The 17,875-nt window shown below is 40.1% G+C and carries 16 protein-coding genes and 1 tRNA gene; 9 read left to right on the top strand and 8 right to left on the bottom strand.

Annotation, left to right across the window (positions count from 1 at the left end; all coding sequences use genetic code 11):
• Positions 1-7 precede the first annotated feature (7 nt).
• A complete protein-coding gene (locus HWV03_RS17070) occupies positions 8-451 on the bottom strand; it encodes a YHS domain-containing (seleno)protein (protein ID WP_211672685.1) in 444 nt (147 codons plus the stop codon).
• A gap of 190 nt (positions 452-641) precedes the next feature.
• Here HWV03_RS17070 and HWV03_RS17065 point away from each other — a divergent pair, with 190 nt between their 5' ends.
• Together HWV03_RS17065 and HWV03_RS17060 are read left to right on the top strand one after the other, a co-directional pair.
• A complete protein-coding gene (locus HWV03_RS17065; protein ID WP_211672684.1) occupies positions 642-884 on the top strand; it encodes a hypothetical protein in 243 nt (80 codons plus the stop codon).
• Positions 885-901: 17 nt separating this feature from the next.
• Positions 902-1,561 (top strand): DUF2913 family protein, encoded by a 660-nt coding sequence (locus HWV03_RS17060; RefSeq protein WP_211676972.1) that lies wholly within the window; start codon positions 902-904, stop codon positions 1,559-1,561.
• 33 nt (positions 1,562-1,594) lie between these two features.
• Here HWV03_RS17060 and HWV03_RS17055 read toward each other — a convergent pair whose 3' ends face one another.
• The 4 genes from HWV03_RS17055 to HWV03_RS17040 all read right to left on the bottom strand — a co-directional run bounded on the left by HWV03_RS17055 (position 1,595) and on the right by HWV03_RS17040 (position 5,350).
• Entirely contained in the window at positions 1,595-2,080 is a 486-nt protein-coding gene (locus HWV03_RS17055; protein ID WP_255546891.1) for an ATP synthase subunit I, read from the bottom strand.
• Between the two features lie 233 nt (positions 2,081-2,313).
• The gene (locus HWV03_RS17050) at positions 2,314-3,105 is read right to left on the bottom strand and encodes a hypothetical protein (protein ID WP_211676971.1); all 792 of its coding nucleotides are present in this window, start codon (positions 3,103-3,105) and stop codon (positions 2,314-2,316) included.
• 74 nt (positions 3,106-3,179) lie between these two features.
• Positions 3,180-4,364, bottom strand: coding sequence for a DUF5692 family protein (locus tag HWV03_RS17045; RefSeq protein WP_255546890.1), 1,185 nt, complete (start codon positions 4,362-4,364; stop codon positions 3,180-3,182).
• Positions 4,365-4,441: 77 nt separating this feature from the next.
• Entirely contained in the window at positions 4,442-5,350 is a 909-nt protein-coding gene (locus HWV03_RS17040; RefSeq protein WP_211676970.1) for a hypothetical protein, read from the bottom strand.
• 336 nt (positions 5,351-5,686) lie between these two features.
• Here HWV03_RS17040 and HWV03_RS17035 point away from each other — a divergent pair, with 336 nt between their 5' ends.
• Entirely contained in the window at positions 5,687-6,541 is an 855-nt protein-coding gene (locus HWV03_RS17035) for a crotonase/enoyl-CoA hydratase family protein (protein WP_211680291.1), read from the top strand.
• 108 nt (positions 6,542-6,649) lie between these two features.
• Here HWV03_RS17035 and HWV03_RS17030 read toward each other — a convergent pair whose 3' ends face one another.
• Together HWV03_RS17030 and HWV03_RS17025 are read right to left on the bottom strand one after the other, a co-directional pair.
• The gene (locus HWV03_RS17030) at positions 6,650-7,192 is read right to left on the bottom strand and encodes a hypothetical protein (protein WP_211676969.1); all 543 of its coding nucleotides are present in this window, start codon (positions 7,190-7,192) and stop codon (positions 6,650-6,652) included.
• Positions 7,193-7,437: 245 nt separating this feature from the next.
• Positions 7,438-7,525 (bottom strand) — tRNA-Ser (locus HWV03_RS17025).
• 289 nt (positions 7,526-7,814) lie between these two features.
• On the opposite strand from HWV03_RS17025, the gene traF reads away from it, so the two are divergent.
• From traF to HWV03_RS17000, 5 genes are all read left to right on the top strand, one after another.
• A complete protein-coding gene (gene traF, locus HWV03_RS17020; RefSeq protein ID WP_211676968.1) occupies positions 7,815-8,978 on the top strand; it encodes a conjugal transfer protein TraF in 1,164 nt (387 codons plus the stop codon).
• Between the two features lie 219 nt (positions 8,979-9,197).
• On the top strand, positions 9,198-10,019 hold the full coding sequence (locus tag HWV03_RS17015) for a crotonase/enoyl-CoA hydratase family protein (RefSeq protein ID WP_211676967.1): 822 nt from the start codon (positions 9,198-9,200) through the stop codon (positions 10,017-10,019).
• Between the two features lie 17 nt (positions 10,020-10,036).
• On the top strand, positions 10,037-12,490 hold the full coding sequence (locus HWV03_RS17010) for a bifunctional acetate--CoA ligase family protein/GNAT family N-acetyltransferase (RefSeq protein WP_211676966.1): 2,454 nt from the start codon (positions 10,037-10,039) through the stop codon (positions 12,488-12,490).
• Complete coding sequence (locus tag HWV03_RS17005) at positions 12,483-13,409, top strand: LysR family transcriptional regulator (protein WP_211676965.1); 927 nt, start codon at positions 12,483-12,485, stop codon at positions 13,407-13,409. Before HWV03_RS17010 ends, HWV03_RS17005 begins: the two co-directional genes overlap by 8 nt.
• Before the next feature lie 68 nt (positions 13,410-13,477).
• On the top strand, positions 13,478-14,089 hold the full coding sequence (locus tag HWV03_RS17000) for a LysE family translocator (RefSeq protein WP_211676964.1): 612 nt from the start codon (positions 13,478-13,480) through the stop codon (positions 14,087-14,089).
• 72 nt (positions 14,090-14,161) lie between these two features.
• Here HWV03_RS17000 and HWV03_RS16995 read toward each other — a convergent pair whose 3' ends face one another.
• Positions 14,162-16,960 carry an insulinase family protein gene (locus HWV03_RS16995; RefSeq protein ID WP_255546887.1) on the bottom strand — a complete coding sequence of 933 codons (2,799 nt, stop codon included), beginning with the start codon at positions 16,958-16,960 and terminating at the stop codon, positions 14,162-14,164.
• 339 nt (positions 16,961-17,299) lie between these two features.
• Here HWV03_RS16995 and sixA point away from each other — a divergent pair, with 339 nt between their 5' ends.
• Positions 17,300-17,752, top strand: a complete 453-nt coding sequence (sixA, locus tag HWV03_RS16990) for a phosphohistidine phosphatase SixA (protein WP_255546885.1) — start codon at positions 17,300-17,302, stop codon at positions 17,750-17,752.
• The last annotated feature ends 123 nt before the right edge of the window (positions 17,753-17,875 follow it).

Below are 17,875 nucleotides of genomic sequence, written 5' to 3'. Positions count from 1 at the left end.
TGATGATTTAGTTTAATACGTGAGGCCAGTTTTGGTCCGCTTTTACAATAAAGTTTAGTTTGTCTTTTAACCATTGCTGCCTGATATCTGCGTTGTAGTTTAAGTAAAGCTTACCGTTTACAATCGTCCATTGTGTAGGATCTGAAGAGGCGGTGTCATTTTTAGCGACTGCATAGGCACAATAACCGCCATATTGTGGCGCGTATTTTTCTGGTTCTTGTTTGAATAACGCGAGGTGTTGGCTATTACTAAAATACCAATCTTCCCCTTTATATTCGTAAGTGAATTTTTTTAAGCCTTTAACTGCTTTTGATTGGGTGAAATAAGCAACAGTGTCGTAGCCACTTACTGCTTTACTACTAAAATAACCCGTATAGATAGGCGCTTTAGCAAAACTGTTAAACGAGAATATTAGGCTGCTGATAACTAACAATTTAATTATATATCTCATGTCTATTTATCCTACTGCATTAAGTTGATCTAGTCAGGTATCTACTAGGTGTTGTATATACTATAGCGGTAATTAGATTTATAATTATCACGAAGTTATCACAATTTAATAGCAAAACAGCACATTGTGATATTGTAGCTCTGTTAGCATCCACTCTTTATTGTTTATAGTTTTTACCAAAGGTAATTTTATGGATTTTTATACGTTGGCCTTAGGTCTATTTATGCTGTGTCATGGTAGTTATATTTTATTCACGCGCGCTAAAGCAAAACATCAAAAAGCACGTTTAGACTTTATGACCAAAGCATTAGGTCGACCATTTGGTTTTACCATTTATTCGATTATTTATGTCATCTTACCTATTGGTTTTGGTGCATATATCGCGTACGCAGGTTTCAATAATGTGTCCTTGAGCACAATCTTTACTGGTTAATGGCCTGAGGAATACACATGTCTGTACAAGAAAAATCATATAACGTTAATATGTTGAAGCTTGTTAGAGAGGGTCTAACGGCACTTTCTGATGCGCAAGCACAAAAACGTAGCTTACAAAATCCAGTATCAGAAACTCACTTTCTCGGTAATTGGATTATTAGTGCGTTAAAAGAAAAACGTTTTGATATTATCCTCGCGGGTGATTTGAATATTTGGTTGCAAGAAAGCCGTACATTAGGGCCTAAAGCTAATTTTAAGCAGCGTTTTGAAAAAATAGAGCGAGTGTATACACAGATTTGTGAACTGGAATATAAGAATTTAACGCAGTTTATTTTAGAAGATATTTTGACTGAGTTAGATAATGAAGGCTGGTTGATTGAAACTGAAAGTAATGTGACGGATAAGTTTAAATTAAGCTCAAGCGGTGAAAATTCACTGGTTATTTGTGCTGAAGTTTATGATCGTGCTTTCTCTGATACCGATGGTGTATTAGAAAGCCCGCTTTCAGTCTTTATTCGTCATGGCGATCAGGTATTTATTGATAAAATGTTCTCACACGGCTATTTGGTGTTTGGTTCAACAAACCGTTCGATTGTGAAACGCCATAACCGTTATATTCTCCGTCCGTTTAATCACGCTAAAAAGTTAGCTATTTTACCGACACTAGCAGACTAAATTAGCATGATATGCAGGGATGATCTTGATTGATTATCCCTGTGTTATACGTGCTGTTAGTATCTTATTCATGCCCGTATTTTCGCTATTTATACTTTCAGTATCTTCTGGTGTTGTAACCGTTTTAGCAAATTGTTCAGGCAGAGGTTTCAACAAGCTAAATATTTGCGAAAACATGACAATCACAAACGTAATAAATAGATTGAAATGTTGAATACCGGGTAACGGTAATATCACGCTAAATAAAATGAAAATGAGTGCGAATTTACAAGCATGACCGAGGATCATAAAGGTATTAGCGCGCATTATATTGGCTGAGCCAGTATACAAAAATGACAATCGGGTAAAAATATATTGTGGCAGCAAGAAGATCATCCCACCTAACGCTGCGGAACGTGTCGACTTGTGATCTGTACCAAGATAAGTCGCTGAAACAATAAATAATACGAGCAACAACTGACCTAAAATGAGTTTTAGTGCATAACCTCTGATGGCTAATTCATATGCATTATGTGGCATTTACAGCTTACCCCCTATTAGATGAATTACACATAAGCGCTATTTTACCGTTTTCTCGCGAGTTATGCATGAAAATCTTTAGTTTTGAAGTGTAAATATTCTTAAATATACGAGTAACATTTTATCCAACCTCTACTCTTATTAGAAAATAAAGAGCATGCATTTAATGAAAAACAAAATGTACTCGTTGTTATGGTGCATAACTGAATTAGAAATTGTTACTTTAAAATAAATTAAAATGCGTAGTTATAGCCAACCGCAAAACTATCATCACTTGAATCGCCGTCATCTCCGCGATAAATCAGGGTTACATTTTGGCGATCAGTGAACTGGTAACCAAGGGTGAGGTCGTATTTAGCTTTAGCCATTTGTAAGCCGCCATCTGCGATATTATCAGACCAAGATTTACCTTGAATATCCGTGGTATAAGAGTAGCTACCAAGTGCCCACAGTTGGTCGGTGATCGCGTAACGCGCATACACCATACCAGTGATTACCGCTGAGGCAATATCAATACCGTCACTTGACATTGAGTTGTCCATCGGGAAGTGTTCACTGTTGTTTTCTACAAGTACACCGCCGACATACACGATAGGCCAAATGTAGAAACTGTCACCCACAGGAATTGTCATGTTTGGTCCTGTTTGTACAACCGTCATATTGCCAAAGAACGGGTGTTCTGCATTTACCGCATCAATTGACCAACCTAAACCATTTTCGGTGTTAATTGTGCCCCAACGCAGGCGATAAGAGCGGGCACTAACTTCGTCGCGTGTTAGTGGGTTAATTGCGTCAGCATCTTCATTAAGCATATTTTTAGCTTCAAAAATCACCCCTGTTTTTTGTGTCTCTGTGCTTGATAGCATCAGCATGCCTTTAAAGTCTAATCCCGCGGTACCGTAAGCTAGGCCCAGCGTGGTATATACATCGGTTGGATCTGACATGTCGAGTTGGGCACTTGTTTCGGCTGCTATTGCTGGAGACATAAAGGTTAGTACTGCAAGCGTCATGATCGTTTTTTTCATAATTGACTCCGTTCTAGATGAAATATTTATATGATTGAAAGCTATATTTTCTCTATATCGTTAATGGCATGAGATCATGCTGTGACTTTTGTGAGCTGACGTTGTTGCCATTTTTTACTGAAAAATAAGTAAGCATAAATACTATTGATAATGAAACTGGCGGCACCTGCGGCAAGCATTAACTCGTCATTACGTGGCATGACAACAACATTACTTTCAAACATGGCGGGGTTGCTGAAGTAATACATAAATGAACCGGCTAAGGTAAATGCACGGGCTTGTAACCAAGTGCCTTTTTTAATGAATAATGCGGGAATGGTTGCCGATATGAGTACCATCAATTGGGCTGTCGCTGAGCCTGGGAAATTTAAGTAAACAAAAACAATATTCCATACATCATAAGCAATGATCCAGAATGTTGTCATTGCAGGCCAGACCATGTCCCGCTCTTTACTTTTATCTGCTTGGATACTCATCCAGCCACTTAAAGTGATAATCGATAAGATACCGCCAATGGCATTCAGCACATTCGCCGTATTACCCATACTGAAGTCTTGCATGACTGCTTCGGAGATATTAATGGCGAGGAATGCTGCGGCACCAAATTTAGCCCATTTCATGTTACCTATTTTGGTAAAACGGATCAGGGTGAATAATGCAGCCGCACCGACTACCGAATAAAGTTTTACCCATTTAAACCAGTAAGTAACATCGTAGCTAGACCACAGAGGGATAAGTACAACAGGTAAAATAAAGAACAGTAAGTAGTTACTCCAAACTACGCGACGGCATATTTCGTTCAGTAGCATTAGACCAAGTAATACCAAGAGTACGTGCCCGTAGGAGCGGTATTCATACCATTTGTGGATGGTAAATGAATCACCATCTAGGTTAAAGCTAACGCGATCATCAGCGAAGAATGTTAGCGTTGCACCGTCAAAATCTTTAATTTTAGAGTCTTCGTTGCTGCTAATGATGATACGGTTATCTTGCTGCTGCCAAGTTTGCGGTTCGCTGTGGTTAAATCCCCCCGATTGTTTGATTACTTGTACTTGGTTATTATCTGCAAATTCTAAACGATAAAGCATGCTGCCTTCGCCTGGTTTACCATCTCGTGTACCTTGCCAAACCGTATTTTTAATGTCGGTTACGTAGCTTATATCATTATTGGTTGTGGTTGCATTTACGCCGCTAGCACAGAGCATCAGTAGCAATGTGCACATTGCCATAAACATAGCGTTAATTCTGTTTGTCATCATCGTGCTCTCTATCATTTAGATTCAGGGACTGCGTCCATCCCATGGACGCGATTTGTTGAGTATTCACATTGATATAATCAAACCCTTATTTGTTTTCCTCTCATTGCAGGATCCAACTCCGTCCCCGCGTATTCGCTTATTAATGGTTGGTTTTTACCACAAGGTGGCTCTCCAGTCGGGTTGTTACGTTTTTTATTGAAGTACCAAATGGCAAATGGAACGTGTAGTGCAAGGTTGATCGCACCCCAGAACCAGAGCATTTGCTCATTGGCCCAGCTTGAAGAGTCCATTACAGGTGTGAAGATATCGGCGTTTGCACGTACTAGGATATGGAAAGCGAGCGTATATACACGTGCTATGATGTATAGCTCTGGGCGACCTTTGATTAGTGGATATAGCTCTGCGGCCATTAAGATACAGAATGAACTTGCAAAGAAACCCGGGTTTTCACCAAATACAAATGCCAGATTCCATGTTGTGTAAAGGAAGTTCCACGCTGCGGTAGAGTAAAATAGCAGGTCGTTAGGTTTATCACGACCGATCACCCAATACATACGCTGGCCATTTTTGTAACGTGGAAATGGGATCGTAATACACAAGATCACACCACAAATAGCATTAAAGTGATTAGCTGTTGCGAAGTCTTTAACGGTGGCTTCGGCGATATTGAGGAAGAGTACTGCATAGAGCACTTTTAGTACCCAATCCCCTCGGAAGAAGGATAAGAACTTATTTGGATTATCGTGATATAGCCAAGCGATACGTGCACCACCCACCACAATTGCGGTTGGAATCAGCACACTGACAGTTTTAGCCCAGCGGAACCAGCCATCTAAGTTTTCTGCCCATAAGGGCGCGGTTAATAATGAGAGTAACCAAAATGCAGCGGTCAGTTTTGGGGTCCGGCGCATGCCTTCTACCATTAACAGTAGGAATAATATGTAACCACCCATGGATACAATATATTGCCAAGCAGGAATATTCATACTACCTCCAATCAGTTTATAACTTATTAATTAAGGTGTAGAGTAATGGCTCTAACTTGGTTTTATTATAATTATGTAGCGGTGTTTATTAAGCGATATTGATCACGGCCTACAATGTTAATAACCCTAAATGAGTACTGGTTGACTACTCTGTGGTTCACATCTAATTTATGCTTTTTTTTTGCGATATGGCGCTGTTTTTCTCTTTCTATGTAGGTCAATCATTGATGTATTTACTGGGTGTGAGATACAGATAATAATATGTAATGTAAAGATAATGCTGACCGCTGTTCATTTTGCTAGCATAAAGTAATCATTATCAAGGAACTGATGAAAATGGACATAGAATCGAGTTACAACACTTTTACGTTAACAGTCGAGAATAGCGTTGCGCATTTACAATTTAGTCGGCCTGATAAATTGAATTCAATGAATTTGGATTTTTGGCGTGAATTCCCTGCGGCTATCGCGGCACTTTCGATGACAGATGATTTACGTGTGTTGGTTATTTCGGCGCAAGGCCCACATTTTTGTGCTGGTATGGATTTAGAAGTATTCCAGAGCCCTGATAATTTCCCTATAGGTAAAGAGAAAGCCAGAGTCAGTGAAGCGATGCGTCGTTTTATCATGCAGTTGCAGCAAGTATTTACTGATATTGAACAGTTACGTATACCTGTATTAACGGCAATTCAAGGTGGCTGTATTGGTGGTGCTCTGGATCTTATTGCGGCATCAGATATGCGTTATTGCACGCAAGATGCGTTCTTCACGATTAAAGAAGTGGAGTTAGGCATTACCGCTGATCTGGGCACATTACAGCGTTTACCGAGTATTTTACCGCAAGGTATCGTGCGTGAACTCGCGTATACAGGGCGTAATTTTAGTGCCGCAGAAGCGGATAAATTTGGGTTGGTTAATCAGGTATTTGAAACGCAAGAAGCCATGCTAGATGGTGTGTTACAGATCGCTAGTCAAATTGCAGCACATTCACCATTGGCAGTAACAGGCAGCAAAGAGATGCTTAATTACAGCCGCGATCACGGTGTTGATGATAGCTTGAAATACATGGCAACTTGGCAAGCTGGTATGCTGTGTTTAGAAGAAACGATGACGATATTACAAGCCAAGAAACAGCGTGTAAAACCGGAGTTAAAACCATTACGTAAAGTGACTGGGTTGTTTAGCGGTTAAGCGTTAGCGACTGTATCAGAATTTAATCGGTGGTATTTAAATAGCCTCAAAAACTATAATCCATAAGGGATTGGTCTAGAGGCTATTTTGTTGTTGTCTGTTTATTCTTTAATTCTCGATGGTTGGAATTATCGCTGTGTTTTGCGCTAACGAAAACTCAATCAGTTCCAGCATCTTATCTTGGATCATCGGCAGACTTCTAGCGTCTACTGCCGCCTCTAAAGGTTCATTCAAAGACGTGCTATAACTACGGTAACCTTTTTTAATCGGAATAGACATCGACATTGGAATGCCTTGGGCAACACCACCACCAATTAACTCGATTGCTTGTGCTGTAATTAACACGGTTTTAGGATCGTGAATCGGTTGGAAAATAATACCATTCTCATCTGAACGAACCATTATCCCTGATAGATCTGGTCTCCAAGTCTCATCTAATTGTGGCATGAAACGCCATGCACAATGCCAGTCTTGGCATACAGAAGGCCTTTTGGTATAGATTTTACAGCCACCTTTTTCCATCAAATTTTCACAGACTTGATCGGCAGGTTTTTTAAAATGTTCATCATCAATCTGAAGGACAACGCAGCAGGCTGTACACTCTCCACATTCTCGACCAGAAACTAAATGCGACTCGTTATTTTTACTCAATTCTTCCACCTGCATACGACAATTTAAAAATGATTGATATTTCTAGCAGCTCTTATAACTTAACATTCACTGTATTACTACTGTTCTTTGTTGTGTATAGCCCATCAGTCGCTAACCTATTGAAATAGGATAGCCTAATATTGAACAGGGGCAGAATAGGACTGTAAAAGTTTATTGCTTACTGAATTTTAGATACAAAAAAAGATGCCCTAAGCATCTTAATATAAATCTTTTAACAAAGAGAATGGCGGTGACGGAGAGATTCGAACTCTCGAAAGGTTGCCCTTTACACGCTTTCCAGGCGTGCTCCTTCAGCCACTCGGACACGTCACCTAATCAGATTGTTATATGGTATATAACGATGCGTACTTTAGGTAATCCTCTCTTAAAGGTCAATAAAAAATTCTTATTAGAGGTTTGATTGCTGCATTACTGAGCATCAGTATTCATATTAAGCATTGTGAGCACGATCAAAAAGTAATCTATAAGTAGCGTATTTCTCTATTTTTTTGTGCGACTACACGAAATTAACTAAAGTTGTTACCAGAAATGACGATATAAACCTTATAATGTTGGTGATGGAACATATCGCTATTCAAATATCATAAGGATCCATGGTCTGATGAAGATTCAATTCTCGAAATCATTGCTGTTGCCTTTTACGCTTGGCATTGCAGCCACAAGTTGTCAGTTATCTGCGACGGAGTTTGATGCTCGCTCATACGCAATGGGCGGCGTTGGTGTTACTACGGCGGATTACGTTACTGCGTCGTTTCACAACCCTGCAATGGCAGCTAAACATGATGTGCGTGATGACTTTGGCTTATTAGCACCTGTGATTGGTCTTCAAGTCGATGATCCTGATGATTTATATCATGACGCCTCCAATATTTATGATGTTGTTTCTAAGGCTAACTTCCCTGATGATACAGCAGCAGTTGATGCTGCGTTAGCGACAATTGCGGGCGATAAAGCCTATGCTGAAGCTGGCTTTGGTTTAGTTGCGTCTGTGCCGACACGTTATTACTCCACCAATGTGTTTCTTAAAGGCTACGCGGATTCTTTCGTCTTCTCTGATGTAATCGCAGATGATACTGACAATGGTGTTATCGATTCTAAAATGAGTGTGTATGCGATCTCTGTGGTTGAATTCGGAATGACCTTTGCGCGTAAATTCGATACGCGTTATGGCGGCATGCATATCGGCATGTCGCCTAAATACAATATTATTTCGACTTATAACTACTCACAAACAATTAATACATTTGATCCAGACAAATACAAAGATGGTGCAACCAGTGATAAGAAAGGCTTCAACCTAGATTTAGGGATGGAAGTTGGTTTGCAGCATGGACTAAGCGTGGGTGCAGTGGTTAAAAACTTAATCCCACAAAAGATCGATTTAAAACCGATGAATGGTTCAAGTGCGAGTTATAACTTAAACCCAATTGTCACTACAGGGTTAAGTTGGAGTCATGACTATCTAACGCTAGCCGTTGATGTTGACGTTAATGCCAAGAAGCGCTATGAAAATATAAACAGCCTATCGGGTGTTCAAGATGATTTTGATAATACCCAAATGCTGAGAATTGGTGGTGAAATTGGCCTACCGTCAGCAATGCAACTGCGTGCTGGTTATGTAAAAGATTTGCAAGACAATAAAAAACAAGTATTTACTGCAGGTATCGGTTTATCTCCCTTTAATGTTTTCCATCTTGATGTTGGTGCCAGTTATGGTGGTGCAAATAAATTTGGCTTAGTCGCACAAACCATGGTGTGGTTTTAAGATCTAATTTTCAGAAACTGTTTAAAAAGCAATAGTAACATTTTAAGTAAAATTTGTAATAGCTCCTATATTTGAATCTAAGTATTGTATTTCAACATAATCTGGGTATTTACTCTAAGCATATAAAAGCTTGAGATATGTCATAAATTTAAGTGACTCTTTATTCTACTATCTTGTGATACGATTTATTATTGAATCTAATACAAGGAGAGTTAGAAGATGCCAAGTAATCAAGCGGCCATACAAGCACCACGCGTAACTGTGGATATTAACGATGATGTCGCCATTGTTACGTTAAATCGAGGCCAAAAGTACAATGCATTAGACATGGATATGTTTTATGCATTAGATAACACAGCAACAGAACTTGCTAATAATAAAGCCATCCGAGCAGTCATTGTACGTGGTGATGGTAAGGTGTTCTGTGCTGGTCTTGATGTCAAAAGTATTATCAAAAATCCCCTCAATCCCGGCAAACTATTAAAACGTGAAGAAGGCGAACTTGCTAATCTGGCGCAAAAGGTCGGTTATCTTTGGCGTCAAATCCCTGTTCCTGTCATTGCTGTCACCCATGGTGTGTGCTTTGGTGGTGGACTGCAAATTGCGTTAGGGGCTGATTTCCGTTATAGCACCGCCGATTGTGAATTTTCTGTGATGGAAATTAAATGGGGACTCATTCCTGATATGAGTGGCATGATCACCATGCGTGAGCTCACCCGTATTGATATAGCCAAAGAGCTTACGATGACAGGGCGTAAGTTTAGCGGTATCGAAGCGGAGAAATATGGTTTGGTGACGCATGTCTGTGATGATCCAATGGCGGCGGCGATGACCTTTGTTGATAGCCTTAAAACGCGCTCTCCAGATGCGATTGTGGCGGCGAAATCATTACTTAATGATTCATGGGCGGCATCAGAACAAGCGGTATTAGTATTGGAAACTCAAACTCAAAGAAAAGTCATGGGAAAGTGGAATCAAATTATTGCAGTGACTCGTAATTTTATCAAAAAATCATTACCCTATAGAAAACGTAGTATTTAACAGGCGGTCTCATAACTATGTCCCAATTGAATATCAAAGCATTATTAGAACCTTCATCTATTGCCGTTATTGGCGCTAAAAATAGCCCAGAAAGTATTGGTTATTGGGTCGTTAAAAATTTAATTGCTAGTCAGTATGACGGTCCTATTATGCCGGTATCATTAAAATCGAACAATGTATGTGGGATTTTAGCGTATGAGAAACCAAGTGAGTTACCTATTGCACCTGATCTTGGCGCGATTTGTACACCGATTCGTTTTGTAACCAAGATCGTAAAAGAACTCGGTGAGGTAGGTTGTAAAGCGGTTATCTTATTTAGTGATGAGCCTTATGAAGGCAATGCCGAAATTTGGGAAAAAATTGGCTTAATCGCGGCAAAATACAATATTCGCGTATTAGGCCCAAGTAGTTTAGGGGTATTAAATCCGCGTCTTAAATTAAATGTCAGCTTGGCTCACGTCGCCCCGCCTGCGGGTGATGTAGCGGTTATTTCACAATCCGCGGCGTTTGCTACATCTATGATCGACTGGGCTGAAACGCGTGGTGTAGGCTTCTCTTGTTTCATTTCGATTGGCACCCGTATTGATGTTAATTTTGCCGATTTAATCGATTATCTAAGCCGCGACCGTTTTACTAAATCAATTGCTTTGTATGTCGATAATATTATTGATACACGCCGTTTTATGTCGGCAGCGAGAGCCGCGGCATTTAAAAAACCAATTGTGGTGGTACGTTCAAGTTCAAATGTGAGCGGACCAACGGCGTTATTACAAGACCGACGCAATAAAATATCTTATAACACCGCTTATACAGCCGCATTCCAACGCTCGGGTATGTTACGGGTTAATGATACCTTTGAACTTCTGTCGGCAATCAAAACTATTGCGACGATCAAGCGCTCTGTACGTGGCGATAAAATGTTGATCATCTCGAATGGTGGTTCACCGGCGTATATGGCAACTGATGTACTGATTAAATCTGGTTGTAAGCTGGCTGAATTAAGTTATGAAACCGAGCAGAAATTATTAAAAGCATTACCGGGTAAAATTACCAGCATGAATCCTATTAATATACTCGGTGGCGTTGACGCAGAGGCGTACAGTAAAGTGATCGATATTGTATTAGAAGATGCACAGTACGATGCTTTATTGATTATTCATGCGCCACAGGTGACGGAAGTCTGCCATGTTACCGCCGAAAAATTGATACCACAACTGGTTAAAAATAACAAAAAAGGCCCGATTATATTTACTTCATGGATGGGGGAAACCAGTGGTCGCATTGCCCGCCAGACCTTGATTAAAGCCGGTATTCCGTCGTACGGTACACCAGAAGTGGCAGTGAATGCCTTCAATTATATTGTTAAATTTAGACGTCACCAAAAGCAGCTAATTCAAACCCCTGAAACATTAGCTGATTTGAATCCAGGTTTGATTACTGATGCTAAGATGATGATCGACAAAGCCATGCGTAAAGGTGTGAAGGAGGTCAACGAAAAAGGTATCACCTTGTTACTCGCCGCATACGGGATTATGTCGGATACGACGCTAACTAAAGATGAAGTGAATAAATTCCGTATTGAAGTTGTCGACGATGCGGCCTTTGGTCCGATTATTTGCTTAGGTGAAGCTGGTGGTAATTGGGATATAGATCAAGATGCGGGGGTTGCGTTACCACCGTTGAATATGGCGTTATCCCGTTATCTTGTGGTGGGCTCCATCAAGCAGGGCATTATCCGTGAGCGTAGTTTATCTGTGCGTTTAAACATGGAAGGCTTGTGTGAAATATTAACCCGAATTTCTCAAATGATTATTGATTTTCCGATGATCAAATCTATTTCGATAGATCCATTAGAATTAGGGCGTAGTGGTTATAACATTAAAGTTGATAAGGTTAATATTGGTTTACGTGGTCGACGTTCACTGCAAAAGTTAGCGATTTTACCGTATCCGAAAGAGCTGGAAAGTATCTACACCATGAAAAATGGTAAAGCGGTGTTATTAAGACCGATCCGTCACGAGGATGAGCCACAACATCAGGCATTTGATTCATCGTTAACCGCAGATGATCGTTACCTACGTTATTTTGGTTCGCGTTCTAAATTCAGTCATTTCGAAATGGCGATGTTAACGCAAATTGATTATGAACGTGAGATGGCATTTATTGCTAGCGCTAAGAATCCAATGGGTCAGCCTGAAACCTTAGGGGTGGTGCAAGCTATCTTTGACTGGGATCGCGGCGAAGCTGAATTTGCTATTTCGGTACGCTCAGATTTGAAAGGGCAGGGCTTAGGTAAAGCACTTATGCTGAAAATCATTGCGTTTTGTCGTCAATTAGGCTTAAAAAATATGGTTGGTTTCACCATGCCAACCAATTCGGGGATGATTAAATTAGCAAAATATTGTGGCTTTAAGGTGACAATGGATTATCGTGAAGGCAACGCAGATTTAAAATTAAAACTAAATGATTAATTTACAACGCATCAACCTCAATTTATTAGTCAGCTTGCAGTACTTGTTACAAGAGCAGCAGGTCACTGCCGCTGCACAGCGTCAATACATTACTCAATCGGCAATGAGTAAAAATCTGGCGAAATTACGTGAGATATTTTCCGATCCGTTATTAATAAAACTGGACAATAAAAGTCAGTTAACCGAAAAAGCCAAGCAATTAAAACCAGTACTGGCACAGATCTTAAATAATATTGATGGCTTGTTAGTGACTGGAGGGTTTGATCCGCTGCAATCTCAGCGTGAGTTTACCATAGCGTCAACCGATTACGTGACCGACTATATACTACCTGCCGCCCTTGCATATTTATATCAACAGGCTCCGAACATTAAACTTAATCTCACCTATTGGGATAAGTTTACGTTAGCGGCGATGGAGCGTGGCGAGATTGATTTAGGGGCAACCATTATTCGACCCGAGCATAAACATCTTTCTTATTTACCGTTAGAAAAAGATAATTACGTGTGTATCATGCGCCAAGGGCATCCATTAGAAAATGAAGTGTTAACATTAGCGAATTATACCCAATATCCGCATGGCATTATTACCTCGGGCTCAGACAAAGCGGGTGATATTGATGTCGCCTTATCTGCTCAAGGACTGTTTAGAGACGTGGCATTGCGTATTCCTTCTTACTCTTCGGCTTTTAGTATTATCGCTAAAACCGACCATTTATTGACCATACCTAACTCTATTGCAGATAAATTAATCATTGGTGAGCAATTTACGCGAAAAGAATTACCGATCAAATTACCTATTTTACAGGCTGCAATTATATGGCATCCCCGTTTTGACCATGATTTGGCACATAAGTGGCTGCGTGATGAACTACATGCGCAATTAAGCTGCAACATTCCTAGCGGGACTGCGGTAGAGTAGAAGAAGTCATTATATTCATTTCGATTAACGTTCTATGATTACCCTAACGCAATGGAGTGGTAATCATTATGTACGAAATTATAGTGTCTTTATTAGTAGTTAATTTTTTTGGCATGCTCAGTCCAGGCCCTGACATGATGTTAGTGCTAAAATACGGTAGCCTAAACGCTAAACGTGCCGCGTGGTATTGTGTTGGTGGTATTATTTCTGGTTTAGCCGTACACATGATGTTAGGTTTATTTGGTATTTCATTACTGATTTCGAGCCACCCAATGCTGTTCAATGTTGTGCGTTGGTTAGGTGCTGCTTATCTTATTTATATCGGTATTAAATCACTGCGTGCAGGTAAAAGCGACATTGAAGTGGATGCCGGTACATTGAACTATCGTCCAACGAAAGCGTATTTAGACGGTTTGTTGTGTAATTTATTAAATCCGAAGATCTTGATGTTCATGGTGGCGGCATTCAGTCAGGTTATTGCACCTGAAACACCAACATCAGACAAGTTATTAATTAGCTTATCTATATTTTTAGAAACGGCAGTAATGTGGTCGTGTTTCATCATATTGCTGAACCGTGGCGCACTTAAACAAATGCTCAATCGTTATCAAGATAAGATCAATAAAGCCACAGGTGGCCTTTTGATTACCTTGGGTGGTTTCATTGGTTTAAGCAGCTAACAAAAATTGCTTTAAAAAAGGCGCTGTGGGTTAATAACCGACAGCGCCTTTTTGCATTAATGGCGATATAAGCTAGAGTTCAAACACATTACTTTGTTGCTGGAAGGCTTCTACATCTGCAATATAGGTGCCTTCAAGCTTTTCTACATGATCTTCTTCGTATTCATCGTCATGTTTATTTACTTGGTTTATCGTAGACATGATCAAGCGGTCAGAGGTGCGAGATTTTAATTCCACCATAAAGCGAATAAGGTCGATGCGTTCTATTTTTTCTAATTCTTCTGCGATCCTCTCGGATTTATTAAAGGCTTTATCTTTAATACCAATGGCGTGCCACAGACGTTTACTTTTGCTGTTTATGTTGGCATCTGGTTCATGTAATTTAGAGATCAAGCCTTGTTTACTTGATTGCCATTGCTGTTCGGTAAACGAGATCATCCCGAACGGGAAGAAATCAATAAAGTCATTGATCGCATCCAACAGTTTCACTGGTTGAGTATGTGGTGACTGTACATAGAACATCAAACCCGCATGACGATTAAGCGGGATATTACCTGTACCAACGACATAACCCAATTGTTGTTGGGTGCGTAACTCATAGAAGAATTTAGACGACATCACATGATTAGCCAAACTGTAATAAGCGAGCTCTTTTGGTGATATCTCTGATGCTTGGTAATAAACAATCAGCGCGGCATCATTATGTTCAGTAGCAACTTCATGCACCAACGAACCTGTATCGCGAATGTCCACTAATTTACGTATTGTCTCTTTACCGGGAGAGCTAAATGGATGCAATTTATCTCTCACATACTGGCTTATTTCTAGCGCTTGAGATTGATGCCAGTCACCGTGTACGAATACTTCAACACTGATGTTTTGATATACTTTTTCCAAGTACTCAGGTAATTGCTCCTGCTTAATACTCACTAACGCTTTCGCTAAGCGCTCGCTCGAGGGATTATTTGGTTGTAGCACCGAGGTGAGCGTTGAAAATAAGCGATTGATTGGTTTTGCTTGTTTCTGATTTTCCCACGAGATAAGCAGCTGATTACGAATACTCGAGAAGGTTTCACTATCAATCATTTGTAAGTGACGATGACCGATGATCAGTTTTAATAATTCGAACTGTTTCTGGGCAAACCCGGCAATGTGTAAGGTAAAGCCGCCTTGGTGCGCATAAATGTGGTAATTAATGCCAGCAATCTCGGCTTGATAAGTCAGGCTGTTTAATTGCTCCATCAAGAGTTCAACCGCTAATCGGGTCATCGCAATATTATGGGTATTGGCAATGGCATATTCACTGTCTATTGAAATGAAGATATTACCCTTAGGTAAATGGAACTGATGTTCTTGCATAAACCAAGTTTTAAAACCTTCACTCTGATCAATTAGCCTTGGTTGCTCAGTTAGGTTGGCTTCATCAAGCGGAAGGGCTTCTAAAGACGAGCTCATGAAGCGGTTTTTTATAGGCAGTGCCAGGCTTTCATCAATCTCTACATTCGCCCAGCGTTGTTGCTGGTAAGGTGTAAATTCATCGACACGATAAGGGGTATCATACCAAGCGGCTGTTTTATTGGTGTCCAAGTTTGGTGCCGATACCATTAACCGCATATTCGTAGCATTAAACTGCTGTAAAAAGAAACGACAAGCCTCTATATCAAAGCCCGTCATCATGTAATCACCATAAATGACATGCTCAGGTGGATAAATATGTAAGTTTTGCGATAGGTGAGAGACATTTTTTATTGCCGGTATTTTTTCTTGGTAGCGAAATGCTTGCTCTAAGAAATTTTTCTTTTCGTCATAACGCCACGCCTGTAAACCTTGTTCTGCGATCAGTTTGATATATTGTAAACAGAATTCGACAATCTCGGTAATATGCTTAAAGCCATCGCTCGTTAAGCCCATAATGACATTGTAATCTTTAAAGTTAGCACCACTTTGACCACTACCTGCAGATAATGCGGTTACCCAACCTTTGCTTTTTAACAACGACAGTAAACTTCCTTCCGTTTCATCACCAAGTAACTGACTAATGTGACTCAATGGTTTGATTTGGTAGTAGGGCACAATATCACCGAGCGGAAAGCAGATGTATAATTTTTTGTGGCCACTGATCGATTCAACCCAAATGGCTTGTTGTAATTGCGCGTCGGTATATAAAGGGGTCGCTAAAGGGACCGCGTTTATGCCTCGGTTAGGGATAGCTGAGAACATCTCGTTAAGCATGTGTTCTTGTTTATCGAGTGAAAGTTCGGATTGTATAACTAACTTCATTAAAGAGGCGCAGTAATGTTGTTCGTAAAATCGCAGCAGTTCTTCACGCAGGGTGTAGGTTTCTGTGTCCGCGAGCGTAGAGAGATTACCCACCGAAAATTTGCTAAATGGATGGGTTGGATTGACAGTTTCTTTATGAACTTGATAAAAACGGCGAACATCATCTTTTAGCTTTAGCTTAAATTCTGAATCAACAGCATGGCGTTCTCGGTCTAACAAGTCGGAATTGAAGCTGGGGGCGATAAAAAATTGAGCGAAACGATCCAACGCATTATGGAAATAGCTGTTGTTAATATCAAAGTAATAGTTGGTGTATTCGGTGCCTGTCCACGCGTTGTTGCTGCCACCATGCATGGAAATAAATGACTGGTACTCACCGGGGTTGGGATATTTATCGGTACCGAGAAAAAGCATGTGTTCGAGTAAATGCGCAAGTCCTTCATGTTGCTGGGGATCATCAAAGTGACCCACAGCGACAGACATTGAGGCGGCGGACTTTTTACATTGATCATCTTGGATCAATAATACCGCTAAACCATTTGGGAGCGTGATGTGACGATATTGTTTGGAATCATTAGGGCTAGTAATCAAGGCGAGTGCTCCATGTAATGGCTGCATAGAAAATAAATTAGATCGGCTTCAAAGAATCGCGAATCTAAAATGCAGTAATGAATACTGGGGTATAACCTTATTAACAATATAAAATCGTGCGATGACGATACTATTTGCTAATAATATATAAGTCAGTATGGCGCTAAAATAGCGGTAAGTAATTATTTTTTGAAAAGAATTTCAAAAAATATAAGCTAAACGTGGTTTTTAATATTTTTGTCATAAAGGCGCGTTATCATGCAATCGTTTTTTGGTGCTGTGTTAATATCTATAAGACTTCAATAGATAATGTAGCGTGGTGGTATGAAGATTTATATTATGCGACACGGTCAAGCAGGCTTATATGCAAACAGCGATGCGGAACGTGAGTTAACGGGTACAGGACGACAACAGTCTGTTGATATGGCCAGTTGGTTAAGTGCGATTGAACCAACTTTAGATTGTGTATTACACAGCCCTTATGTACGAGCTGCACAAACTTGGCAAGTTATCGGGAACTTATTTACCGTAAACAGTGTCGAAGTCTGTGACGATATAACCCCATACGGGGATGCAGAGTATATTGCTGATTATGTTCGTGCACTGGTTGAGCAATATAATTACCAAACAATCTTACTGGTTTCGCATTTACCTGTAGTGAGCTATCTCACTTCAGTATTGACAACCGGTAAGCAAATGCCAGCCTTCGCAACATCTGCGATTGCTTGCTTAGAATTAGATGAAAATAGTTGTAATTTGAAGTGGTTAGAAACACCCGCGAGTATAAAGTAACACACTGGTTTTTAATGACGTTTATAATTAGTGCTTACACTTTATACAAGGCTTAATGCAATGTTAAATATCTTTGCATTACCCTATTGTTAGTATATTATGCCGCCATCTGTTTAAGTACTT

Source organism: Moritella sp. 36 (assembly GCF_018219415.1).
GTDB lineage: Bacteria > Pseudomonadota > Gammaproteobacteria > Enterobacterales > Moritellaceae > Moritella.
Note: the sequence above shows the minus strand (reverse complement) of the source record. Positions and strands in the feature narration are given on the sequence as shown.